The organism is Burkholderia sp. SJZ089 (genome assembly GCF_007828315.1).
Lineage (GTDB): Bacteria > Pseudomonadota > Gammaproteobacteria > Burkholderiales > Burkholderiaceae > Burkholderia > Burkholderia gladioli.
Map to the genome: position 1 here is coordinate 15,380 of NZ_VIUM01000024.1, position 24,817 is coordinate 40,196.

19 protein-coding genes are annotated in these 24,817 nt (G+C 61.5%); 16 read left to right on the forward strand and 3 right to left on the reverse strand.

The annotated features are described in order from the left end of the window. Window positions 1–32: 32 nt before the first annotated feature. From FB600_RS32220 to FB600_RS32275, 12 genes are all read left to right on the forward strand, one after another. Complete coding sequence (locus tag FB600_RS32220) at window positions 33–527, forward strand: hypothetical protein (RefSeq protein ID WP_145758005.1); 495 nt, start codon at window positions 33–35, stop codon at window positions 525–527. 145 nt (window positions 528–672) lie between these two features. Further along, window positions 673–1,086: a carboxymuconolactone decarboxylase family protein gene (locus FB600_RS32225; RefSeq protein WP_103693244.1), complete on the forward strand. Its 414-nt coding sequence runs from the start codon at window positions 673–675 to the stop codon at window positions 1,084–1,086. Between the two features lie 91 nt (window positions 1,087–1,177). Beyond that, window positions 1,178–2,149: a D-2-hydroxyacid dehydrogenase family protein gene (locus FB600_RS32230; RefSeq protein WP_145758014.1), complete on the forward strand. Its 972-nt coding sequence runs from the start codon at window positions 1,178–1,180 to the stop codon at window positions 2,147–2,149. Window positions 2,150–2,221: 72 nt separating this feature from the next. Next, window positions 2,222–2,893: a GntR family transcriptional regulator gene (locus tag FB600_RS32235; RefSeq protein ID WP_098182200.1), complete on the forward strand. Its 672-nt coding sequence runs from the start codon at window positions 2,222–2,224 to the stop codon at window positions 2,891–2,893. 370 nt (window positions 2,894–3,263) lie between these two features. Further along, window positions 3,264–3,749: a MaoC family dehydratase gene (locus FB600_RS32240; protein WP_233630526.1), complete on the forward strand. Its 486-nt coding sequence runs from the start codon at window positions 3,264–3,266 to the stop codon at window positions 3,747–3,749. Between the two features lie 171 nt (window positions 3,750–3,920). Then, window positions 3,921–4,544, forward strand: a complete 624-nt coding sequence (locus FB600_RS32245; RefSeq protein WP_124095975.1) for a TetR/AcrR family transcriptional regulator — start codon at window positions 3,921–3,923, stop codon at window positions 4,542–4,544. Window positions 4,545–4,760: 216 nt separating this feature from the next. Next, window positions 4,761–6,365, forward strand: a complete 1,605-nt coding sequence (locus FB600_RS32250; protein ID WP_098182202.1) for an acyl CoA:acetate/3-ketoacid CoA transferase — start codon at window positions 4,761–4,763, stop codon at window positions 6,363–6,365. Next, window positions 6,362–7,186 (forward strand): shikimate dehydrogenase family protein, encoded by an 825-nt coding sequence (locus tag FB600_RS32255; RefSeq protein WP_096751895.1) that lies wholly within the window; start codon window positions 6,362–6,364, stop codon window positions 7,184–7,186. The genes FB600_RS32250 and FB600_RS32255 overlap by 4 nt, the downstream gene beginning before the upstream one ends. Window positions 7,187–7,252: 66 nt before the next feature. Then, complete coding sequence (locus FB600_RS32260) at window positions 7,253–8,446, forward strand: dihydrodipicolinate synthase family protein (RefSeq protein ID WP_145758004.1); 1,194 nt, start codon at window positions 7,253–7,255, stop codon at window positions 8,444–8,446. Beyond that, window positions 8,439–9,290 carry a sugar phosphate isomerase/epimerase family protein gene (locus FB600_RS32265; RefSeq protein ID WP_060004719.1) on the forward strand — a complete coding sequence of 284 codons (852 nt, stop codon included), beginning with the start codon at window positions 8,439–8,441 and terminating at the stop codon, window positions 9,288–9,290. The genes FB600_RS32260 and FB600_RS32265 overlap by 8 nt, the downstream gene beginning before the upstream one ends. Window positions 9,291–9,349: 59 nt before the next feature. Then, window positions 9,350–10,621: an MFS transporter gene (locus tag FB600_RS32270; protein WP_013691363.1), complete on the forward strand. Its 1,272-nt coding sequence runs from the start codon at window positions 9,350–9,352 to the stop codon at window positions 10,619–10,621. 223 nt (window positions 10,622–10,844) lie between these two features. Continuing rightward, a complete protein-coding gene (locus FB600_RS32275) occupies window positions 10,845–12,035 on the forward strand; it encodes a porin (RefSeq protein ID WP_261383523.1) in 1,191 nt (396 codons plus the stop codon). A 294-nt stretch (window positions 12,036–12,329) separates the two neighbouring features. On the opposite strand, the gene FB600_RS37390 is transcribed toward FB600_RS32275, so the two are convergent. Beyond that, window positions 12,330–12,545, reverse strand: a complete 216-nt coding sequence (locus FB600_RS37390) for a LysR family transcriptional regulator (RefSeq protein WP_181162771.1) — start codon at window positions 12,543–12,545, stop codon at window positions 12,330–12,332. Between the two features lie 219 nt (window positions 12,546–12,764). On the opposite strand from FB600_RS37390, the gene FB600_RS32285 reads away from it, so the two are divergent. Further along, complete coding sequence (locus tag FB600_RS32285) at window positions 12,765–13,934, forward strand: MFS transporter (protein ID WP_186087991.1); 1,170 nt, start codon at window positions 12,765–12,767, stop codon at window positions 13,932–13,934. A 448-nt stretch (window positions 13,935–14,382) separates the two neighbouring features. On the opposite strand, the gene FB600_RS32290 is transcribed toward FB600_RS32285, so the two are convergent. Then, window positions 14,383–15,156 (reverse strand): helix-turn-helix domain-containing protein, encoded by a 774-nt coding sequence (locus FB600_RS32290; RefSeq protein ID WP_145758001.1) that lies wholly within the window; start codon window positions 15,154–15,156, stop codon window positions 14,383–14,385. Window positions 15,157–15,311: 155 nt separating this feature from the next. Between FB600_RS32290 and FB600_RS32295 the strand changes: the two genes are divergently transcribed. From FB600_RS32295 to FB600_RS32305, 3 genes are all read left to right on the forward strand, one after another. Then, a complete protein-coding gene (locus FB600_RS32295; RefSeq protein ID WP_145758000.1) occupies window positions 15,312–16,142 on the forward strand; it encodes an NAD-dependent epimerase/dehydratase family protein in 831 nt (276 codons plus the stop codon). Window positions 16,143–16,391: 249 nt separating this feature from the next. Then, window positions 16,392–18,458: a M3 family metallopeptidase gene (locus FB600_RS32300; RefSeq protein ID WP_145757999.1), complete on the forward strand. Its 2,067-nt coding sequence runs from the start codon at window positions 16,392–16,394 to the stop codon at window positions 18,456–18,458. Between the two features lie 185 nt (window positions 18,459–18,643). Continuing rightward, window positions 18,644–19,773 (forward strand): IS3 family transposase gene (locus FB600_RS32305; RefSeq protein ID WP_409995260.1). Its coding sequence is split into 2 segments (ribosomal slippage): window positions 18,644–18,905 and window positions 18,905–19,773, totalling 1,131 coding nucleotides; the frame shifts between segments, so codons are not numbered across the junction. An 83-nt stretch (window positions 19,774–19,856) separates the two neighbouring features. Here FB600_RS32305 and FB600_RS32310 read toward each other — a convergent pair. Next, window positions 19,857–24,749 (reverse strand): ATP-binding protein, encoded by a 4,893-nt coding sequence (locus FB600_RS32310; protein ID WP_145757997.1) that lies wholly within the window; start codon window positions 24,747–24,749, stop codon window positions 19,857–19,859. Window positions 24,750–24,817: the final 68 nt, after the last annotated feature.

Here is a 24,817-nt window from a genome sequence, read left to right on the forward strand (position 1 = left end):
TTTTTTGGCATTGCCACGATGGGGGAAAAACGATGAAACGCACGCTTGTGTTGTCTGTCCTGTTGCTTGCCGCTCACGCGGGAGCGGCCACCACCGACGGTGGAGATTCCCCCTCCGCCTTGGGGGTTTCGGTTGTAACGGATGCGTCGGTGAATAGCGGCGATGCCAATGACAATCAGGATCAGTATCGAGAAAGCATTGCCATCTCGGCGGTCAGCAGCAACGGCCCTGCCACTGGTGCGAAGTGCACGCTCTCGAACGACAAGGGTGTGTGGTCCGTCGTTGCGCCAGGCGTCGTCAGCGTGAAACGTTCAGCCAAGGAACTGGCAATTCACTGTGAAATGGCGTCATATGCGCCGGCCGATGCAGCGATCGAGCCGACGACGATCGACATTCCCCGGAAGCATTTCACCTTCGGGACGGATGCCGGCGGCGCCGGCGATACCGATGATTCCACCGTCACCGTGCCGCAATACTGGGCTGCCATCGAGGTTCACTTCAGCGCCTCGGCACAATCATCGAAATAGGACACGTTCGGCAAGGATATGCGCCGACATTTCCGGCGGCGGTCAGGCGCACCGACAGTCGTGTAGACCACTTTCATCATGGCGGCAGGCATACGGCCTCACAGCCCGGTGCACCGCTTCATTTCATTGTTGAGGAAAACGTAACATGACTATGCCTTCCGAATTTGATACTCCACAGTTCGCAAAGGGACTTGCCGTGCGCCGTGAGGTGCTGGGCGCCGCGTACGTCGACAAGTCGGTCAATGAAGTCGAGGACTTCATGAAACCGATGCAGAAGATCACCACCGAGTGGTGCTGGGGCGAAATCTGGACCCGCGACGGGCTCGAGCGCCGGGTACGCAGCATGATCAACCTCGCGATGCTCACGGCACTCAATCGTCCACACGAAATCGCGCTGCACGTGCGCGGAGCATTGAACAACGGTGTCACCGTCGATGAGATTCAGGAGGTGTTGCTGCAAGCATGCATTTACTGTGGCGTGCCGGCCGCGCTGGATGCATTCAAGGTTGCCGCTGACGTGGTTCGACAGTACCACCGCGATCCCGTGGATGGACAGTGAAACCGGCGCATGCAGTGCGCCTTCCATACAAACCAGATCGATAACCGAAAACCGAAACAATATGAACACGCAAGCCCAGGTATCCACCGCTTTGCGAATCGCGATTCTCGACGACACGCAGGATGCGGTCAGACATCTCGATGCCTTCCGCAAACTCGCGGGTCATACCGTAAGCATCCACACCCGATCGGAGAGCGATCCCGCGGCGCTGGCCGCGCAGATCGGCAATGTCGACGTGCTGATTCCGATTCGGGAGCGAACCGTGATCAATGACGGCTTGCTGAGCATGCTGCCTTCGCTGCGACTGATCAGCCAAACGGGAAAAGGCGTTTCGCATATCGATACAACCGCCTGTACGCGCCGAGGCATCGCCGTCGCGGCGAGCGGCGGCAATCCTTATGCCCCGGCTGAATTGACATGGGCCTTGGTGCTCGCCGCCATGCGACGATTGCCGTGCGAAGTCGAGAACGCGCAACGCGGAAAATGGCAGGCAGGCACACTTGGCACTCAATTGCGCGGACGCGTTCTCGGCATTCTCGGATACGGCACGATTGGCGCCATCGTCGCGCGTTACGGCGCGGCGTTCGGGATGCGCGTGATCGTATGGGGCCGCGACGGCTCGCTCGCCCGCGCGACAAGCGATGGCTTCGAAGTGGCGACGAGCCGCGAGGCTTTCTTCAGCGAGAGCGATGTCTTGAGCGTGCATCTGCGGCTGACCGATGACACCCGCGGCTGCATTCGTGCAGGGGATCTCGCGCTGATGAAATCCTCATCTGTTTTCGTGAACAGCAGCAGGGCGGACCTGGTTGAGCCGGGCGCGTTACTCGCCCAGTTACGCAGGGGCAATCCGGGCTTCGCGGCACTCGACGCCTATGAGGTCGAACCTGCTTACGCGGAGCCATTGTTCGCTCTGCCGAACACTATTTGCAGCCCTCATCTGGGGTATGTGGAGAAAGACACATACGAGATTTTTTTCGGTGGCGCTTTCGACAATGTGCTTGCGTTTGCCGCAGGCCAGCCAACCAATCTCGTCAATCCCGACGTGATTACGTCGCGAACGTAGGGCTTTTGCATGGTCGAGCATGGCGGTTTATCATGTCGCTTTATCTGATTGTCAGACAGGGAGACATTCGAGATGTCCGACAAAGTAGGCTTGCTCCGACCTGAGACATTGCGACAGCAAGTCGAAAATGCGTTGCGCCAGGCGATCGTGTCCGGCCAGTTCGCGCCTGGAGCACGACTGGTCGAAAGAGAACTCTGTGATTTGCTCGGAGTCAGCAGAACCTCGATCCGCGAAGCGTTGCGCAAGCTCGAAGGCGAGAAACTCATCAAGATCTTCCCGCACAAGGGGCCGGTCGTCGCCGTCATGTCGAGACAAGAGGCGGCCGAAATTTATGCGATCCGCGCCTTGCTGGAAGGCTATGCCGCTGCAGGTTTTGCTCGTCTTGCCAGCGACGACCAACTGAATCGCTTTGGTGAACGCATGCGCGTATTGAAGGCTGCGGCGAAGGCTGACGATTCTTCCGCCATACTGAAGGCCAAGACGGATCTATACGATACTCTGCTCGAGCATTGCGGCAACGCGCTCGCCAAGGAGATGTTGTTGAGTTTGTACTCGCGTATCACTCTGCTACGTGCAACGTCGTTGATGCAGATTGAACGCCTTCCAGCCAGCCTGCGCGAACTCGATAAATTGCACAAGGCACTGAAGGAGCGAAATGCCGAGGCGGCCGAGGTCGCCGCACGTCGGCATGTAGAAGCAGCGCAGGAAGCCGCCATGCAGATGTTGCCCACGAATTCCGAATAGCGGGGATACTCACGACCGTATAGCGCTCGCCGCAGTATTGGGTGGCCCGCCGATATCTATCGAGGGATGTCATGCGCTCTCCGATACCGAGGGCCTGTCGCTAGCTTCGTGCTCAAGGCATCTTCCTGTCCCAAGGAAAGCGTACTCGGCGCTGTTGTGGGCCGCGCTGCTCGGCTACGCTTTTTTCAGCGGGAAACTCGAGAGTTCAACATGGCACGGCGCGGCTCGTGACAGGCGGGCTCATCAAGGCCAGACGATGATGTGCCGAAGCCGTGATCGACAACGCCATCCAGAATACTGGCCGGGCCTCAATTCTTCCTTACTAGTAAATAAGGTATGATCACATCTCACAACGAACAGGGTGAGAGTGATGGACATGACAAACCAGTCGGAAGACCAGAAACCAGCGCGCGTACTGGTACCCGGCGAATATGGCTTCAACGACCTGCAGATCGACGACACCTACCAGACCAGCGGCGTGACCGTCACCGAAGCGCACGTGGTGGGATTTGCCGGCCTGTCCGGCGACCTGTTCGACGTCCACATGGATGACGAATTCGCGCAGGCAGCGGGTTTCCCCGGCCGGATAGCGCACGGGCTGCTGGGCTTGTCCCTCGCCGACGGCCTGAAAACGCGCTGCCCCGTCCGGCTCAAGGGAATCGCGACGCTGAGCTGGAACTGGTCGTTCCGCGCCCCCTTGCTCATCGGCGACCGGATCCATGTCGAGGTGCGGATTCACGCGAAACGCAGCACCAAACGCAGCGATCGTGGCATCGTGACGCTCGCCATGAAAGTCGTGAACACGCGCAAGGAAGTCGTGCAGGAAGGCGAAACACTCCTGCTCGTGCAGGCGTGATCGGTGCCGCGTCACGCGCCTGGATGCGGTAGCATGCTGCGCGTGAACTCTGATCAAAAGGGGCGGCAGTCAAAGATGGTAAACAGCACGGAAAGCGAACTCGGCGGCGGCACGCAAACAGCAACGCGGAAAAAGCGGGCTGCCAGGGCGCCTGCCGCTGCACGCTCCGACATGCGCGAAAAGATCAAGCAGGTGGCAACGGAACTGCTGATCAGCCGCGGTTTCAACGGCACCAGCTACGGCGATATCGCCACCCGGCTAGGTGTGACGACCACCAATATCCACTACCACTTCGGCAACAAGCAGGCGCTGGTGGACGAGGTCGTGGCCGACTACGTGGCCGAAGCGCGAGGGCGGCATCTGCGCATCTGGCTCGACCAGACCACCAGCTTGCAGGAGAAGCTGCAAAAGGTGGTCGAGTACAACTTCGAGCGCTACCGGCAGTTCAACCCGACCGATCACGGCACGCAGTCCTGGAGCCTGATCGGCAGGTTGCGGCTCGAGAGCGACGTGCTGAGCGAGAGTGCGCGCGACATGCTCGCCTCCTTCACCTCCTCGATTCATGAAGGGATCCGGCTCGCCGTGGACACGGCCTGGCACAACGGCGAACTGCGAGACGACACGCCACGAGAGGACCTCGCCTTCCTGCTGATCAACATCGTGAACAGTTCGTCCGTGTTCACGCATGGCACCGGCGGCTTCGACAAATTGAAGCTGTTTTTCGATGCCTTCTCCCGCGTGATGTTGTCCGCCTACGCGCCGGACCCGAAAGCACGCCGTCGAAGCAGCAAGTAATCCGACGAGCATTCGACGCGCCTCCCGCGCGTCGGTGCTGACCGCTTCCCCGCCCTTCCCCGCCTCCCCGATATTCCTTCGCGTCGTCCGACGCGGGTCCACCTGCGTCCGCCTGTTTTCGCCTATCGAGCAGGGTAAACACCGCCCCTCCCGAAAATTGACTTACTAGTAAATAAGTCATAAGCTCGCTCCACTTACTTTTCTGGTGGAGCAGCGATGCAGCTATTGACAGCCGATCAGGCAACGGCCTTGATCCATGACGGCGATACGATCGTTATCGGCGGTTCGGGGTCGGGACATGCCATCCCGGAAGCGCTGATCGAGGCGGTGGAGCGGCGCTTCCTGGCCACGGCGGCGCCGCGTTCGATCACGTCGCTGCACCCGGTTGGACTGGGAGATCGCTCGCATCGCGGCATTTCGCATTTTGCGCACCCTGGCCTGCTCAAGCGCGTGGTGTGCGGCACCGTGGTCGACGCGCCGGCGGTTGCCGACATGGCCAACCGCAACGAAATCGAAGCCTACACGCTGCCGCAAGGCGCGCTCTCGCAACTGATGCGGGAAATCGCTGCGGGACGCCCGGGGCTGCTGACCCACGTCGGACTGCATACCTTCGTCGACCCGCGCATCAGCGGCGGCAAGCAGAGCACGCGCTGCACCGACGACCTGGTCGAGCTGGTGGAACTCAAGGGGCGCGAATGGCTGTTCTACAAGCCGTTCGATATCAACGTGGCCTTTCTGCGCGGCACCACCGCCGATCAGGACGGCAATATCTCGATGGAAGACGAGGCCGTGTTCGGCGAGATGCTGTCGATGGCGCAAGCCACGCGACGTTGCGGCGGGATCGTGATCGTGCAGGTCAAGCGTCTCGCGCAGCGCGGCACCCTGCCGGGCAAGACCGTCAAGATTCCGGGCATGCTGGTGGACGTGGTGGTGGTCGAGCCGGACCAGCACCAGACCTACCAGACGCGTCACGACCCGGCTTTCGCTGGCCAACTGCGCATTCCGCTCGGCTCGTTCCCGACCCTGCCCCTGGACGAGCGGAAGATCGTCGCGCGACGCTGCGCGATGGAACTGGAAGCGGATGCGATCTGCAACGTGGGCTCGGGCATCTGCACGGGCATCGGCATCGTGGCCGCCGAGGAGAACATCCTCGAGCACATCGTGCTGACCAACGAGCAGGGCCTGATCGGCGGCGCACCGGCCAACGGCCTGGACGCCGGCGCCTCCCGCAACTACTGGGCGATGATCGATCAGCCCTACCAATTCGATTTCTACGACGGCGGCGGCCTCGATCTCGCCTTCCTCTCGGCGGTCGAGGTGGATGCGCAAGGCAGCGTGAATATCAGTCGGTTCGCCAACCGGGTGATCGGCATCGGCGGCTTCGTCAATATCAGCCAGAATGCCCGCAAGATGGTGTTCGGCGGCACATTTACCGCGGGCGGCCTGCAAATCGCCACCGGCGACGGCCAACTCGCCATCGTGACCGAGGGCAAGCATCGCAAGTTCGTCGAGAAGCTCGAACAGGTTTCCTATAGTGGTCCATATGGACGCGAGCGCGGCCAGACCACGCTGTTCGTCACCGAGCGGGCGGTGTTCCGCTCCTCGTCGGACGGGCTGGAGCTGATCGAGATTGCACCGGGCATCGATCTGGAACGCGACATCCTGAGCCAGATGGGATTCCGCCCGCTGATTTCCCCGGCGCTGCGGACGATGGACGAGCGCATCTTCAGGGCGGAGCCGATGGGAATCGCGAAGAATCTGGCGGGCAAGACGCGGGCGCCGCATCCGAGGCTCGCGGCCAGCAACGGGGCCGCGGCATGACGACCGTCCAGGGCATCCCCGGCCCGCTGTCCGGCAGCACGCGGGTCTATGCCATCGTCGGCGATCCGATCGCCCAGGTTGCATCGCCGCGCTTATTCAACACCGCCTTTCGCGAGCGCAGCGCCGATGCCGTGCTGGTGCCCTTGCATGTGGCGCCCGACGCGCTGCGGGAAGTGATCGACAGCTTCCGTGCGATCCGGAATTTCGACGGGCTGGTGGTGACCGTGCCGCACAAGATCGCGGCCACCGAGTGGGTCGACGAACTGGGCCCCCAGGCTCGACTGACCGGCGCGCTCAACACGATCCGGAAAACCGAGGATGGCCGATTGATCGGCGAAAACTTCGACGGGGAAGGCTTCATCCGTGGTTTGGCCTCGCGAGGACAGACGCTGACGGGACGTCGCGTGCTGGTCATCGGCGCGGGCGGAGCAGGTTGCGCGGTCGCGCACGCCATCGCCGCGGCGGGCGCCGATGCGATCGGCGTGTTCGATATCGACACGCGACGTTGCCGGGCCCTGGTTGACGGCATCAAGGCCCACCGGCCGGGCCTCAATGTGTTCGAGGCCAATCCGGATGCGCAGGGCTTCGACGTGATCGTCAACTGCACGTCGATCGGCATGCGCCCCGACGATCCGTTGCCGCTCGACATCACGCACCTGGCCGGAGACGCGCTGGTCGCCGACATCATCCTGAAGCCGGTGACGACACCGCTGCTGCTGGCGGCGAGCGAGCGAGGCTGCGCCATCCACCAGGGCCCCGCCATGCTGGAAGGCCAGATCGACGCCGTCCTTGATTTCTTTGCCGTTCGTGCACAAACCTGACAAGAGCCGACGACAAGACGGGCACCGTCAATTCCCTGCACGCCAGACATTCGTTGAGAGAGACCGATGAGCATTACCTTGAAGCTCCCAGCCGGCGACGGCACCCTGCAGCCGTACCAACTGCGCGAAGCCGCCCCGTTCACGGCGCACCAGGTGCGCCCGCAAACCGCGCGGATCGCCTATTCGGCGGCGCACGTGGTGGCCGATCCGTTCGTCAGTCACGATCCCTCGACGCAGAACGCGATCGACTGGGATGCGACGATGGCCTACCGGCAATACCTGTGGTCGCTCGGTCTCGGCGTCGCCGAGGCGATGGACACCGCCCAGCGCGGCATGGGAATGGACTGGCCCAGCTCGCTGGAACTGATCAAGCGTTCGCTGGAAGTGGCCAGGCACACGCCGGGCGCGCTGATCGCATCCGGATGCGGCACCGACCAGCTCGCGCCGGAGGACGCGCGCAGCGTGGACGACGTGATTCGCGCGTACGAGGAACAGATGGAGGCGATCGAAGCGCTGGGCGGAACGTTGATCGTCATGGCGAGCCGCGCGCTGGCGCGGGTAGCGAAATCGCCATCCGACTACGAACGCGTCTACGATCGCATCCTGAGCCAGGCACGGCAGCCGGTCGTGCTGCACTGGCTGGGCGATATGTTCGACCCCGCGCTGACGGGTTACTGGGGCACCGCGGATCTGGACGATGCGATGAATACCGCCCTCGGCATCATCGCCGCCCATGCCGACAAGGTCGACGGGATCAAGATCTCGCTGCTCGACAAGCAGAAGGAAATCGCCATGCGTCGCAGTCTGCCGGAAGGCGTTCGGATGTACACGGGAGACGATTTCAACTATCCCGAGCTGATCGCCGGAGACGGTATCGGCGCATCGGAGAACCATCGGCAAAGCCACGCGCTGCTTGGCATCTTCGACGCCATTGCGCCGGCCGCGGCCGTCGCGCTCGGAGAATTGGCCGCGGGGCATATCGAGCGCTATCACGAGATCCTGCAACCGACGGTTCCGCTGGCGCGGCACATCTTCGGCGCGCCCACGCGCTTCTACAAGACGGGCGTGGTCTTCATGGCCTGGCTCAATGGCCATCAGCCGCACTTCACGATGGTGGGCGGCCAGCAAAGCGCTCGTTCGCTGCAGCATTTCGTGGAGCTGTTCCGGCTGGCGGACGCGGCAGGCCTGCTCGAGCGTCCCGAGCTCGCCGCCACGCGCATGAAAACCTTGCTGGCGATGAACGGAGTGTGGGATGCGTGATCTGTCCCAGGATCACCGCTGGCTGTCCATCAATACGGCCACGGTCCGGCAATGGCCGCTCGATCGAATCATCGAGGAATGCGGCCGGCGCCAGATCCGCGCGATCTCGCCCTGGCGCGATCAGGTCGCGGCGGTGGGAAGCGCAAGCGTGGCCCGGCTTCTGCGGGACACCGGCATCGTGTTGTCCGGCTACTGCCGTGGCGGCATGTTCCCGGCATCGACGGCGCTCGGGCGGCAGCAGGCGATCGACGACAACCGCCGCGCCATCGACGAGGCGCGCGAATTGAATGCGCCGTGCCTGGTGCTGGTGGTCGGCGGTTTGCCGGCCGGGTCGGCAAGCAAGGATATCGGCGCCGCGCGCGAACAGGTTCGCGACGGCATCGCGCAGGTTCTCGACTACGCGCGCAGCGTTCACATGCCGCTGGCGATCGAGCCGCTGCATCCGATGTACGCGGCCGATCGCGCGTGCGTGAATACGCTGGAGCAGGCCCTGGATCTCTGCGACGAACTGGATCCGGAAAAAACCGGCGCGCTGGGTGTCGCGGTGGATGTCTATCACGTGTGGTGGGATCCGAAGCTGAAGGCGCAGATCGATCGCGCGGGTCGCGCTCGCCTGCTGGCCTTTCACGTCTGCGACTGGCTGGTGCCCACGCGCGACCTGCTCAATGATCGGGGCATGATGGGCGATGGCGTGATCGACATCCCGACGATCCGAACCTGGGTTGAAGCAGCGGGATACGAAGGTTTCAACGAGGTCGAAATCTTCTCGAGTGAAAACTGGGGTAAGCGCGACGGCGGCGACGTTCTCGACATCTGCATCGAACGTCACGCCAGCGCAATATGAGCAGTCAAACAAGCGGTGCCGAGGCCAGATAGAGCCAAGGGATATAACGGAGGAGAAACATGATTGAATCGGCAAAAGCACAAGCCGGGGCGGATCCCGGGCGGCGGTGGTATCGCGAGATCAGCCTCGGCCAATGGGGCGTATTGATCGGCGTGTGGTGCGTCTGGGCGCTGGACGCCTTCGATTTCCTGCTGGTCACCTTCGTGCTGACGGATATCGCCAAGGCATTCAGCGTGGCGCCCAGCACGGCTTCGCTGTTGATCCTGGCCACCTTCGGCGTGCGATGGCTGGGAGGGTTGATGTTCGGCAGCCTGAGCGATCGCATCGGTCGCAAGATTCCGCTGCTGATCGCGCTGGCATGGTTCACGGTAGGTGGCGCGCTGACCGGCATCGCGTGGAGCTTCGCATCGATACTCGTGTTCCGCTTGTTGCTCGGCTTCGGGATGGCGCCGATCTTCGCGCTGGGTTCCACCATCATCGCGGAAACCTGGCCGGAAAAGCATCGCGCGATCGGCATCGGCATGCTCGACGCCGGCTGGGGTATCGGCGCGATCCTGGCTGCGATCGTCTATGGCCTGGTCTATCCGCATTTCGGATGGCGCGTGCTGTTCTTCGTCGGCATCGTTCCCAGCGCCATCCTGGGCTGGTTGCTGTATCGCTATCTGCCCGAATCCCCGATGTGGCAACGCAGCCAGCAGCAGGCCAAGGCGGGCGGCCGCTGGCCCGCGTTCCGCCTGTTCGCGGAGCATCCCTGGCTGGTGCTGGTACTCGCCCTGATGCTGATCTTCCTGCAGTTCGCCGCCTGGCCGCTGCAAGGGCTGCTGCCCACCTTCCTGAAGGGGCTCAACTTCAGTGCCGCGACGATCAGTTGGCTGACCAGCGCCTCGGCGGTGGGGCAGATCTTCGGGTTTTCCGCGTCGGGTTTCGTCGTGGAATATCTCGGGCGCAAGAAAGGCCTGGCCTTGCTGTTGATTCTGGGCAGCGCGAGCGTCTATGCCCTGGTCAGTTCGGTGAACGTCATGCCGCTGGCCGTTGTCTTCGCGTTTTTCTCGGGCTTCTTTATTGTCGGTGCAGGAGGCTGCTACGCGACGATCATCGCGGAAAACCTGCCCGGCAACGTGCGCGGCTCCGGCGTCGGTTTCATCTACAACATCGGCGTGTTCGGCGGCGGTATCGCGCCATACGTCGTGCTGTCGTCGATCCGCACTCTCCATCTCGACATGGCGGTCGGCATATGGGTCTTCACCTTGATCGGTGTCCTGCTGGGGCTCGCGATCATCTTCGGTTTCGTGAAAGAGACAAAAGGCGTGTCGCTATTGCATGTCGACTGACCATTCGGCTTCGATTCGCAAATCTGTAGTCGAACCTGGATTTAAATAAGCAATCCCAAACGGCCTGATATGGCCGCCCGCTTGACGTGCGCGAATTGCCCGGCCGGTTTCCAGACCGGGCAAGCGTCGACGCACGCCCGTGCGAGTGGCATTCAGGCCGTGGCTCGAATCGTTGAGAACGCACGGGGCGGCCTCACGACAATGAAAATACATGGAGGTGACAATGAAACGAACTTATGTCGCGTTATGCGGCACAACCCTGTTGTGCGCATCGCATGCCTATGCCCAGAGCTCCGTGGCGCTCTACGGCATTATCGACGAGGGCGTGCAATTCATCAGCAACAACAAGAACGTGGTGAATGGCCACAATGTCGGCGGGCGGCAGTTCAATCTCGACTCGAACAACGGCATCAACGGCAGCCGATGGGGGCTGAGGGGCAGCGAGGATCTCGGCGGCGGGCTGGCGGCGATCTTCACGCTCGAATCCGGCGTGAACCTGAACAATGGCCAGCTCGGGCAAGGCGGCGCCGAATTCGGCCGACAGGCATTCGTCGGCCTGTCCAGCAGCCGCTTCGGTGCCGTGACACTCGGCCGGCAATATGATTCGGTCTTCTACTTCGTGCAGCCCGTCTCGACGATGGGCTATTACGGCAGCGCGCTGTTCTCGCATCCCGGCGACCTCGACAACCTGAACAATTCGCTGCGGCTCAACAACACGATCCGCTACACCAGCCCGAAGTATCGCGGATTCAGCTTCGGTGGCGAATGGAGCCTCGGCGGCCAGCCCGGCAATATCACCGGCGGCAGCGGGTACAACGCCGGCCTCACCTACGCCAATGGACCGATCACGATCGCCGCCGCCTACGAGTACTTCAAGAACCCGACCGGGACGGCCGGCAGCACCGGTTTCTTCACGGGCAACCCCAATGGCGCGACACAGCTCAGCGGCGTGCTCAATAGCGGTTATGCGAGCGCGTCCTCGTATCAGGTGGTCACCGGCGGGGCCACTTATCAGATCGGCAACATGCTGATCGGCGCCGCGTATTCGAACGTCGCGTATGGCAACATCACCGCGCTCGGCGGCAACACCGCGAAGTTCAATACCGGCGAGATCGGCATCAAATACAAGTTCTCGCCCACGTTTTATGCGGGTATCGGCTACGAGTACACCAAGGGCAGCGCTGTCGGCAACGGTGCCGGGGGCTCGGTGGGGAACCAGCACTTCAACCAATTGGGCTTGATCGCCGACTACTTCGTCTCCAAGCGAACGGATTTCTACGCCGGGGCGACCTTGCAGAAAGCGTCCGGCATCTCGTCGACGGGCGCAGCGGCGGTGGCGAACATCGGCAATTTGGGGGATTCGTCCAATACGCGCCAGGCTTATGTGCGTTTCGCAATCCGTACGCGCTTTTAATCGGATTCGGGCGGTTTGCTTGATGGCTGCCGGCGACGACTGGCCGCCATCGGCAACGGCGTGCCGGGAAGATGGGCCTGTATGCCAGGCATGACCTCGCGTCATCCGCATCCTGACGCCACCGCGCTTCTTTCCTCGCGCATCGCTTCCTAAACTGTCCTTGCATCGCGCCGTCATCGGCGCGCGGCGACGAATCGAGCCCGCCCTGCCCCGCTTCCCTCCGGAGCGGCCCGGCGCCGGGCCGCATCTCGCCACGACAGGAGGATTCTCGCATGAGCCGACGCCGCACGCTCCTCAAGACCGCCGCCGCGCTGCCCCTGGCCGCCACGCTGCTCGATGCGAACCGTGCATCCGCGCAAACGGCCGCAGCGCTTCGCCAATCGCGAAACTTGTTCGGCTGATCGCCGACGCGGTCACGCCGAGCGCTTCCGACGCGCGCACGAAGCTGCCGGTCTCGACGATCGCCGCCAGCACGCCGGCGCCGTTCAGCAGCCGCGCATCGAATGCCATCGAAATCTCCTTGCCTGAGTGGAAGACTGGCACGGGCCGTCGATCATCCCGGCACGGCCGATCCGGCGCTTGACTGCACATTCTGATGTCAAGGCTACGCCATCGAGCCTGACTTTTTGTCATCACGGCGATGACGCGCGAGACCTGCCATGATCCGCTGGCGACGCCTACACTGCGCCGCCCGCGTGCTCACGCGCGGCGTTCATGGAGACGACATCGATGCAGCAGCAACAGCCGGTTGTCCGGCAACTGATTCCCTTCTCGGTCGTGGCCTTCCTCGGCTTTCTCGCGGTCGGCCTGCCGTTGCCGACCTTCTCGCTCTATGTGCCCGGCACGCTGCATTTCGGTACCGTCGCGGTGGGCGTGATCGTTGGCTTGCAGTCGGCGGCCACGCTGCTGACACGCCAGTTCGCCGGCCGGCTGGCCGATGCGAAAGGCAGCAAGACTACCGCGTTGCTCGGGTTGGCAGGCGCGTCGGTGGCTGGGTGGATTTACTGTGCTTCAGCGCTTGCGGGGGCGACGCATGCGTTGATCGCGATTGCGTTGCTGTGCCTCGCGCGCTTGGTGCTGGGGCTGGCCGAGAGTTTCTTCATCACGGCGCTGGCGGCGTGGAGCATCGCTCGCGTTGGCACGCGCTACGCGGGGCAGGCGATGGCTTGGTCCGGCATCGCGATGTATGCCGCGCTGGCGGCCGGCGCGCCGATCGGGCTGGCGATTCATCATGCCGGCGGTTTCGGGATGGTCGGGCTGGCCGCAGCGCTGGCGCCGCTGGCGGGGCTCGCGATCGCCGCCGGTTGGCATCCCGATCCGGTGGCGGCTGCCGCGCGGCGTGCTTCGTTCCTGGCGATGCTGAGGTTGATCTGGGCGCCGGGGCTGGGGATGGCGCTCGCCTCCGCCGGCGCGGCGACCATTGGAGGTTTTCTGGCGCTGCGTTATGGCGTTGAGTCATGGCCGCATGCGGGGCTGGGGCTGACTGCTTTCGGCTGCGCTTATATCGTCGTGCGGCTGCTGTTCGGTGGTTTGCCGGATCGTTTTGGCGGGTATCGCACGGGGTTCGTGTCGTTGCTGGTCGAGGCTGTCGGCCTGCTTACCATCGCGTGGGCGAATGGGCCGTCGATCGCCTTCCTCGGCGCCTGTTTGATGGGGCTCGGTTATTCGCTGGTGTTTCCGTCGTTCGGGGTCGAGGCGATGCGGCGCGTGTCTGGCGACAATCGCGGGCTCGCAATCGGGGCTTACCTGGCGTGCTTCGATCTGGGGCTGGCCGTTGGTGGACCGGGGGCGGGGGTCGTGGCGCAGGGGTTTGGCGTGCCGGGGGCGTTTGTCGCGGCGGCGCTGGCGGCGTTGGTATCGCTGGGGGTGCTGTGCGTGGATTGGTCGCGTCGAGGGTGACGCGGGAGATCAGCCTCTCACGCTGCGGCTAATCCTAGAATGAAAAATCTGGCGTGAAACAGCGATTGGCGTCGTACGAGGCGCCAAGCCAGCTCGAGGTAGTCCCACCAATCAACTTTTTTTGATGGATTCGCCTCGGGTCACGATCGCTGAGCACCCGCCACATGCTCATGGTGATGTCGGCTGGCGTCATTTCTCAGCGATTTGATAATGTCGTGAGTCGATTCAGACCGTGTGGTTTCGCTTTGAGAGGAGCAACGCCACCGGAATTGCGCCATGAGCCGCTGTCTCGGCGGCTTAGGTCAATGCCAATAATATTGCGACCAGTTCGCCCCGAGATTGCTCGTCTTCGGTCCAACAGACTCGGAGTTTCCTCATGGCTATTGAGGCCTTGGAACAGTTGCTCGGCGCCCGTAATGGAAGTAACCGGATAAGGCACCCAGTTTCGTCAGTCAGTCGCCAAAGACAACGGCGCCATGCCTGGATCAGGCCTTCTTTGGCCGAGAGAGCGACTCAGTTCGTGAATAAATGCATCGGGCGTCACACCCGTGAAGTTGCGAAATTCTTCGATGAGGTGGGCCTGATCGTAAAAACCGGTTTCTGCGGCGATGCTCGCCCAGTTCTTGCGGCGGTCGGCGCGCGCCAGGTCCGTAGCACGGGAAAACCGCATGAGCCTGGAGAACACCTTCGGGCTCATGCCAACCGTTTCGATAAACACGCGCCGCAGATGCCGCTCGCTGATGCCGAGGCGGGCCGCGACCTCGCACACATTGGCGCCGGGCAATTTTTTCGCCGCTTCGCGCACGAGCAGCGAGTGATCGCCAAGTAGACGGTCTGGCAAGCGCCGGGCCGCAATCACGCGCGCCAGAATACGCGCGGCATTGTCGGGGCTTGCCGCCGTCGCAAGCTGGTCATACAGCGCTTGCGCTTCGCCGGCGCCCCACACGTCCTCCACCGGCACCGCGTGGCTCGCGACGGCGGATGCCGGCATCCCGAGCACCGCGGCGGCAGTCCCCAGTTGAAGGCGCGCGAATACGGTCCATTGCCCCTTGCGAATCGTCTTGCGCGTGACGTAGCGACGGGCACCGAGCACATGTATATCCAATCCCCGATTTGCCGACGGTCCTCCCCTGATGACGAGATGCACCTCCGGGCGCGGAATCGCTACCCTCGGCTCGTTCACCACGCATTCGTCGACGACCATCGATTCGATAACGGACATGGGATGCCTGCGCGAAATGAATGCAAGTTGCACGGCCGTATAGTAGACGATACCCAGCCGTCGCGTGACACGCGCTCGCTTTGTCCGTTTTTTCCAATGCATGCCAGCCATGACCCGATACAGTTTCGTACCTCATCTCTGGCTGGAGGCCTCGCATGACAATTCTCGTTACCGGTGCAACCGGAAAAGTCGGTAGCCGCCTTGTCAAACGAATGACACAGCGTGGCAGCCGGGTGCGCGCGCTGATACGCGACCGTGCGCGTGCGGCTCAACTGAACACGGATCGGCTGGAACTCGTCGAAGGCGATCTGCTCGATCCTGATTCGCTGCATGCCGCCGTGCGCGGTGCGGATGCGATCGTTCACTGCGCCGCGTTCTTTCGTGGAGCGACGTCCGAACAGATGCATAGCGTCAACGATCTCGGCACGCAGTCACTTGCCGTCGCCGCGCGCGACGCCGGCGTGAAGCGGTTCGTTTTTCTAAGCACCGGCCTCGTCTATGGATCGAACGGCGGACGCCTTGCCTCCGAGGACGACTCATGCGCGCCGACCGTCGCCTACCCGGTGAGCAAACTGGCCGCCGAAGGCTTTCTCCTGGGCCTGGAAAACTTGGACGTCCGCGTGTTGCGTCTGCCGTTCGTCTATGGCGACGGCGATCCACATATCGCGGAAATCGCGCCTCTCATGCAACGATGGCAGCCAACTCAGCGGATATCGATCGGCCACCACGCGGACGTCGCTCAGGCCGTGATGCGCTTGATCGACAAGTCGGACCCGGCGCACCGCATCTACAACGTGGTCGACGACGACGCGCCCAAGATCGCCGAACTACTGGCGTCGGTTGGCGCCCTGCCGCCAGACGGATCGGCGCCCGCAAGCGGTGCGGCGTTCGACGCGCTGCTCGACGGTCGCCGCATTCGTGACGACCTCGGCTTCAAGCCGACGTTCCCGCGTCTCGCTGACGCGATTGCCGCGGATGCGCTCTAGCACCGTGCCGGCGATCCCTTGGGACGAGACAATTCCACTTCCGATCACCCTGGTTTTTTTTGAGGGGTTACTGCAGCAGCTCTTTGATGTTGAGATACGGCGTTCGTCCAGAAAGGCGACCGCGATGCGTCGTCACGCCAAGCGGCCATTGACGCTCCAACTCCCGGGTGCCTACAGTTGTGCGTCAACGAGCAATCGTCGCTGACGAAAGACTCTCGTCAGCAATCAACACAAGGATCGAAAGCCGCCATGACCGTGACCCTGCCGAATCCACTCTTGACGGACTGGAAGGAAGCCGGTGAATTTCCGCCGTTCACCAAGATCCGCCCGGAACACTTCGTCCCTGCCGTGGCGCAACTTGCGAAGGCGCATCTTGAGCAGATCGGCACGATCGCATCGAATACCGAACCCGCCACCTTCGAGAATACGGTGATCGCCTACGACGCGACGGGCGCTCACATTGAGCGCATTGCCGCGTTGTTCGAGATATTGCGGCTGACCGTGGGGACCGACGAGTTGTGGGCTGTCGAGGCCGAAGTCAGCGCCGCGCTGGCTGCTCACCACGCTGCCGCGCGCAGTCACGGGCCGTTCTTTGCGCGCCTCGATACCATCTTCCAGGCACGACACGCGCTCGGATTGGCGGAGGACGAGAGACGCCTGCTCGAACGGATTCATGCGGACCATGTCCGCAACGGTGTCCATTTGTCGGCGCCGGACGCCCTGCGCTTTAATGCAGTCAAGGCGCGTCTCGCCGAACTCTACGTGAAGTTCAACCAGAACCTCCTCACATCGACCGATGCGTTCACTCTCGTTCTCACAAGCGAGGATGAACTGGCGGGCTTGCCGGAATTCGTGAGACGACCGGCGCATGCACCGCAGCACGCTGGAGAGCCGAACCAGTACATTTTCACGCTCAAGTATTCGAACGTGGTTCCGTTTCTGACCTACTCGACCCGTCGCGACCTGCGCGAACGCATCTGGCGCGCCTGGACTAATCGCGGCACCGAGTCTGCTGTCGACAACCGCCCGGTCATCCGTGAAACGATCGCTCTACGCACTGAACTCGCGCATTTGCTCGGCTTCGAGCATTTCGCGCAATATGCGTTGAGCGATAGGATGGCAGGCACGCCGCAAGCGGCACGCGAGCTTCTCGAACGTTTGTGGACGCCCGCCAAGGCTTTGTGCGAATCCGAGCTGGAGGCACTCCGCCGCCTTGCGGCAGACCTCGGTGAGCCAGTCGAAATCGAACCTTGGGACTGGCGCTATCTGACGGAGCGGCTTCGTGCGCGAAGGTTCAACATCGATGCCGGATTCGTCAGCAAGCACCTCGAACTGGAGTCGTGCATTCGTGCGGCCTTCGACTGTGCCTATCGCCTATTTGGACTGAGCTTCTGCGAACGGCATGACGCGGTGCTTCATCACCGGGATGCGAGATTATGGGACGTCGAGCAGCGTGGTCGACTGATCGGATATTTCATCGCGGATTACTACGCTCGCGACCGCAAGACATCTGGTGCTTGGGAATCCGAGTTTCGCATGCGCTGTGACGGCTTGGAGGCGTCGTTGCCGATTGTGATCAACAGCGCGTCCTTTCAGGGAAGTCGTCATACCTCAACAGAACTGAGCATCCACGATGTCCGCACGCTCTTTCACGAATTCGGACATGCACTGCACAGTTTGCTGTCGGGCGTGCGCTTTCGCGGGCTGTCGGGCACGAGGGTGTACCGGGATTTCGTTGAATTCCCTTCCCATTTATTCGAAAACTGGATGCTTGACGAAACACTGCTTGCGACTCACGCGAAACATGCCGAGACCGGCGACCCCATTCCGGACAGCCTGATCTCGAGCCTTCGTGCTTCAACTCGGTTCAACGAGGGTTACGAACTCGTCCGGTACATCGCATCGGCGCTACTGGATATCGACCTCCACTCAGTTACATCGGCCACCGATCTCGACATCGATGAATTTCAGTGGAACTGCTTCGAGCGCCTCGGCGTCCCACTCGAAGCTGACGTCAATCATCGCTTGCCGTATTTCCGGCACCTGTTCGGCGGCGACGATTACGCTGCCGGATACTACGGCTACCTCTGGGCACAGGTGCTCGAAGCGGATGCGTTCGAGGCCTTTGTGGAACGTGGCGATCGCTTCGACGAGGAGCTTGCGGCCAAATTGCATGACAAGCTGCTCAGCGTAGGTAACTCCGTAGATCCCGAATCGGCGTTTCGAGAATTCAGGGGACGCGCTCCCGATCCGATGGCCCTGGCGCGCAAGCGGGGCGTCGATGCAGCGCTTGCGACTGATCTCGGGACCGCGTAGCAAAGTCGCGAGTCATTCGCACGCATCGTGAGGAAGCAGTCGACTTCGAACTTGAAAACCTGGAGTTCTCTCCGATTATTGCCGACCTTCGTCTACGTATCGACTTGATCTGCGTTAGGAATCCTGGGCCAATCCGAGAGCGAGTTTTGCGGCAAACTTGACCCTGAACCAGGAGGTGGTTTGCCATGAAACGCAAGCGCTTTTCGATCGAACAGATTGTGGCGGTACTGAAGCAAGCGGAACTGGGGATGCCGGTGGCGGATCTGATCCGCCAGGTCGGTATTTCGGAGCAGACGTTTTATCGCTGGAAGAAGCAGTACGCAGGCATGCAATCGGATCAGGTACGCGAGCTCAAGCAGTTGCAAGACGAGAACGCTCGACTGAAGAAGCTGGTTGCGGAGCTGAGCCTGGACAAGGCGATCCTGCAGGACGTGGCTTCAAAAAAGTGGCCCGGCCCGCGCTGAGGCGAGACGTGGTGGCCTATGTGGTGAGCCACTACGGATTGACGATGAGGCGGGCCTGCCGGCTCTTGAAGCAACCACGTAGCGTCCAGTACTACCGAAGCGTCAAGGATCCCCGTCCCGAGCTGCGTTCGCGCATGCGCGAGATTGCGTACACCCGGGTGCGATATGGTTATCGGCGCGTCCACGTGCTGTTGCGCCGCGAAGGTTGGCAGTTGGGCAGGAACCAAGCCTACAGGCTGTACTGCGAGGAACAACTGCAGTTGCGCTCGAAATTGCCGAAGCGTCGCAAGATGGTCGTGACCCGGATGGCGAAGATCGTGCCAGTCAAACCGAACGATGCCTGGAGCATGGATTTCGTGGCTGACCAACTGGCTGATGGTTCGAAATTCCGTACCTTGACCGTGGTGGACGTATTCACCAAGGAGGCCCTGGCCATCGAGGTCGGACAGCGTCTAAAGGGCGAGCACGCGGTATCGGCACTCAATCGCATCGCGGCTCGACGCGGCGCCCTACGGCATGTGTTCGTGGACAACGGCAGTGAATTTTCCGGGCGGCTGCTCGACATGTGGGCGTATCACCATCAAGCCAAAATCGACTTCAGCCGACCGGGCAAACCGACGGACAATTGCCACATTGAGACCTTTAACGGATCATTCCGGGACGAATGCTTGAACCTACATTGGTTCGAGACATTGGGCGAAGCCAAAGCGATAATTGAAGCATGGCGGCGGGACTACAACGAGAGCCGTCCTCACTCTGCTCTCAAAGACTTGGCGCCGGCTGAATTCGTCCGTCAGCTGGCGCTTTTGCCGGGCCCCATCGGGCCCGAAACGCCGGAAAACTCGCGCTAGGTTTGGTCCGGAAAACCCAAGCGGATCAGCGCCAAAGCAGTCAGCAAGCGCCCTTCCCACTCGCTGTATTTGGGCGAGGGTGCTCATCGCAACAGGTCCGGCAGTTCATACAGCAGACGCAGCGCTTCCGGTGCCCCAGCCTTGGAGAACAGTTCAAGAACTTGCACCAACTGTTCTCGTCGAGCGTTATCGGCAAACACTGATCGGTAGTCGGCCAAGTACATCTGCACCAAGCGGACCAGCGCGGTCTCGGCAAGACTCTCGAACTGATATCCGTCGCCAGCAGCTGGCCCAAGGAGCAACGCCGCGATTCGGTCGAAGACTGCTTCCGGCGCAGCTTCTGCCAGGAACTCATATAACTCGACCAAGTGGTAAACGATCGAGGAGATTCCTGTGTCCCCGATCTTTTGCAGTATGTCGCCATACTCAGCGATGAACTCGGCCTTGCGATGCCGATCGCTCAAGTTGTTAGAGAAATTCGAGTTTCCACGAGTCGCAGAAGAAGCGCCGGAACCGAAGTAAAGCTGATTTGCCGCGTGCTCAAGTTGCTGACCGCTGCGACGGTAGAGTGGCACACCGAGTTCCTTTTGGCCGTCACGAAGCAAAGCCTTCGCCTCGTTCAGACCGGCGATCTCGGCATCTACGATCGCAGCGAGAAGTTCTCGCGATCTGTTCTGAATCTCCGCAGCGCGGTCTGCCCCGATCTTTTCGTCCCACTTCAGGAACAGTGGCGCTCTAAGTTCAGAGATCAGCCGCCCCACGAATCTGTGGCCGACTGCAAGATTGGCGATCCAGCCATCTATCCATTGCTTCGCCGTGGCATGACCTCGGCCTAACCACAAGTGAGCCGCTATGCCCGCAACCGCTTCAGCGAGTTCACCCCGCCCCTCTTCCTTTGCTATCGCATTTGCCTCGGCCACTCTGATAACCTTGGACACGATCGAAGCACATCGGTCCTGTTCCGCGCCGATCATCCTCCTCATCGACCCACTGACAAAGAACGCAAGCACTTCAGGATGGTCTTCGTGCTCGGCTACGTAATCCATTAGCTCCCACATCGTGGGCCTCGCCACGTCCCAGAGCGTGTTGAGCGCGCAGCTAATCTGGTGACGAACCGTCGGAACTGGATCGGCGAGCATTCTGCGAAACCTTGCCTCGAAGCTGGCGTCTAGGCCCCTACGTGCCAGAGCCAAGTAACCCTGAGCTGCGTACACGCGAACATCCCAGTTTCCCCAGCCCATCGTTCTCGTGTTTTCATCCGAGACCTCAGGATATAGGCTCTCCGCCAACCGATCCAGCAAAGCCAGCAGCTCACCTGTTGGTGGATTTCGTTCACCTGCTGACTTGTACGCGTCGCTGTCGGCAATTTGTACAGCGGCGTTGCTGACGTAACCCCAAGCCGCATGGAGGGTCTCTGGCTTCGCCGCGACACCGGACTGCTGATCGATTGCCCTGACAACGCTCTGTATCTGCGCCCACATCGTTGTGACGCCTGCCTGATCGATGCTTTCGCCGCTGGCTTTAAGACACTGCTTCAGCGACCGCACCGATTCCATGACTGTCGCATCCGGGCCAGCGTGTGTGTCAACTCCCTGACTGCGCAACAGAGAGTCAACGGTGTCTTCATCGCTGCCCGACCAACCAGTCGATATCGATATGTAGGCAGGGTTACCAGTGAGATCCCCCTGCTCTGCAAGCTCAGCCCGATAAGCGGCAAGCTCCGGCACTAGTAAGTCGCTAGGCTCGACCAGCGACAGGAGTCGCTGCGCGCGGTACTCCCATTGCTTCCTTGTGTCGTCATCCGAACTTCGGACCCGCTCAAGAAGCCGCGTCTCAAATGAAATTCGCTGATCCGCAGACCTCGTGGGCAGAGCAGCGGCGACGTAAGCGATGGCGTCACGCGACAAGCGCCAGCTGAGCAATACTCCATCGTCTGAGGCGATAGGCCAGAGCTTCTCGTCGGCCACGCCCAGGCGTTCGGCGGCAATCCCAAACAGTCGTGCAACGACCGAAGAAGATACCGGCGCGCCAAGAGCAGCGTCCGTGCAGCGGCGGAAGTCATCTCCAGAGCAGGATCGCAGGAAATCCGCTAGTACCCTTAGCGCTCTCCTCTCGGTCCCCTCGTGCTCCTCTGCTTCTCGCCACTCTTCCATCGAGAAACTGTCATCGATGATGGCGATTGCATCTGTAGCGCCTTGCACTGTCACATACGTCAGTCCATCTCTTCCGCCCCCCTGTTCTTCCGCTGTGAGCCCAATGGCGCAGCTGCTCACCGCGCGAATGGCGTGTTCCGGGGAGGCCTCCAGGAACTTCGGAAGCACTTGCTCCAGGTGCCAGCGAGCATGTTCGTATTCCTGCTTGTGACTTGATCTAAGCGTCAGGATTTTGCTCGGGCTGCCGCCGAGAAAGGTGTCGCCCTCCTGTGGGGACTCTTTGCCAAATAGGATGGCATAGATTCTTTCCACAAATGCCGGTGCGGCACTCAGCATGTAGCACGCGCCTTCGGCAAGCCAGGGTGCTTCCTGTGATGCGTGCGTGGAGAAATGGGGCTCGGAGATTACGTATTCCAAGAGCCGCTCCGACGCTGCAGGATCGGACTCAAAGGCGCGAGCTACGAATCGGATTGCGTTGCTCGAATATCCCGACAGACTCTCGTCAGACCAGATCGTCGCGAGCATCGCGCGCGCAGCGGCACCGAAGGCGGCAGCGAAGCCTGCGTCATCGAAGTTACCTCTCTCCATCAGAGTCAGCAGAAGGATTCGCACCCCGTCGAGATGCTCCTTAGCGCCGGTCAATGCGGCGCCGCGCGCGGCCTCTGCCCAAGCGAGCATTGCGACGTTCGCATTGGAGTGCGCGAGGAGACTTACTCTCACAAACCTCGACGCTCTTGAAAGCACATGCCCCGCCTGAGCCCGACGACTGCGGTCGCTCATGATGGCCATCAGTGGTCGCACGTCTTCAAGCGTCTGCACGCTGTCGATTACTGTCCGTAAGGCAATGCTGCCCAGCACGGGGTCCATGTCGTCGTGAGAAGCCAGGTCTGCGGCCAGCTGCCAAGCAGCCTCCTTCCCTGCCATCCCTGTTTCCCACTTGTCCATGATGGCGAATCGAAGGCCTGGACCGAGTAGTAAACCGATCGCCGGCTGCCCGGCAACCTGCGCCGTAAGCGTCGCTGCGTCATCCAAGTCAAGGTAGAAGCGCCCGACAGCATGGTCAAACAAGACGTGGTGCGCAAAGGAAACGCGGTCCTGCGGTGCCTGCACCAAAACCCCGGTAGCGATGACTTCATCCAGCGCATCGTTCTGGATGCGGTCCTGCTTAACTACCAAGCGCTCTTGCCGGGCCATCTCGCCCACGACCTCCTTCGCCGCGCGTCGCAACCGATGACTGCTGAGCCGCTCGTCCTCGTATCGCGATATCAGCTGGCTCTGACTGGTGACAGCTTGAATCGCCTCAGGTGCCAGGCCTCCAGTGACCAGCTCGGCGGCGAGTGACAGGTTAAAAACGTTTCCCAGCAATTCCCGAATGGATGCGGGCGCAGCGGATAGGAGTCGGCCGAGTGTGGGGTTCGCTTCGCCGATGAAGGTCAGCTCGGAATCGACGAGCCGCGGGATCGAGAAGTGTCGGACGGATTCGAGGCCGGACTCGGCATATTCGCCGTCCGGGGGCGTTCCCTGCATAAGCGCACGCAAGCGTTTCCCATGCCGCAGATCAAATGTGCGGATGGAGGCAACAACGGACCATCGCTCACCGAGCTTGTTGACTACGCCTTCGATCAGTCTTGCAAATACCGCTTCAGATGCACCTCCTCTTGATGCATCCAGCGCGTCGATCACCAAGACAGCCGGTGAAGTTCCGGGCCATGCGCCCAGCACATCGAGAAGGTCGTTCTCGATGTTGAGCGCCCGTCGAAGCGTGGGGGCATCCGTGGTTGCGGCTAGGTCATCCACTGAAAGAAATACCGTTGGCGCGCCGCTGGCAAACAACTCCCTCGCGTAGCGCACCAGCACACCGGTCTTTCCCGCACCGGGCTCACCGATAACCAGCAGGCTTCCGTTGGCGATGGCGTCGCCTAAGGCCTTTAGGCACTGACGTGGAATCTCCGCGTCGCCTGCCAGCATCGTATGCCGCTTAAGCCGCTCCAGCTCTGCCGCGGTCCATTGCCGAAGCCGTTCGATGTCAGCGTCGTACCCGGGCGACTGTCGGTCTTCGATTCCCGCCTTCCGAACGGAACGAAGCCAGCCATTTCTGTCGGAGGGCGCCCCCTTTCGGATCAGGTCCTGGGCAATGCGCTGGAGTTCCGCCATCGCGGTCTCGCTCGTTACTGGGTCCCCGTAAAGACCACCTTGCAACGTCGCTGCCGCCTCGCGCCAATCCGCGCCTCCCGGTTCGATGTCAAAACGCACCAAGCGGAACATGCGTGCCATGCCTGCCAGTACCGCGTCCGACAGCGGGCCGGCCGACGCATTTGCCCTTGAACGTGTGACATGGTCGCGGAAGATATCGAGCGCTCCGCGTTCACTTTGATTGACCTGTCCGTAGACTTCTGCCCACGTGCCACCAACATCAAACATTCGGCAGGCCCGGTGTAGGTCATCAAGCGACGCTGGCGCACTCGTCGATACGGCCAATACGCCTGTTGCAGCCTCCCGCGTAGCTGACACGGTCCGATACAGACTCGTTAGCTGCTTGATTACGGATGCCAGTGCCGACCCGTCAGCACCAGATAGCGCTAAGTTGGTTTTGCACTGGACACTGACCAGACTTCCATCTGAGAGTTGAACCTCGATGTCATCGAGATTCCGGCTCGTCTCGAAGTGAAGGCGCTCTACTACGGCGTCTCTTCTCTGTCCAAACCGAGTACCGATGGGTGTCCGGCTGAGCAGATGAGCAGCAAACCATGCGCTGACACCGGCCTGAAAACTCATTCCAGCCTGGGTGGCGCGCCCCCCGGCGACCGACGATGAAGACGACATCTCTAAGTTACTCCTAGACGCGGACAAGCCACTACCTCAATGCAGCGCTTCCTCACCAAGTGTAGGAG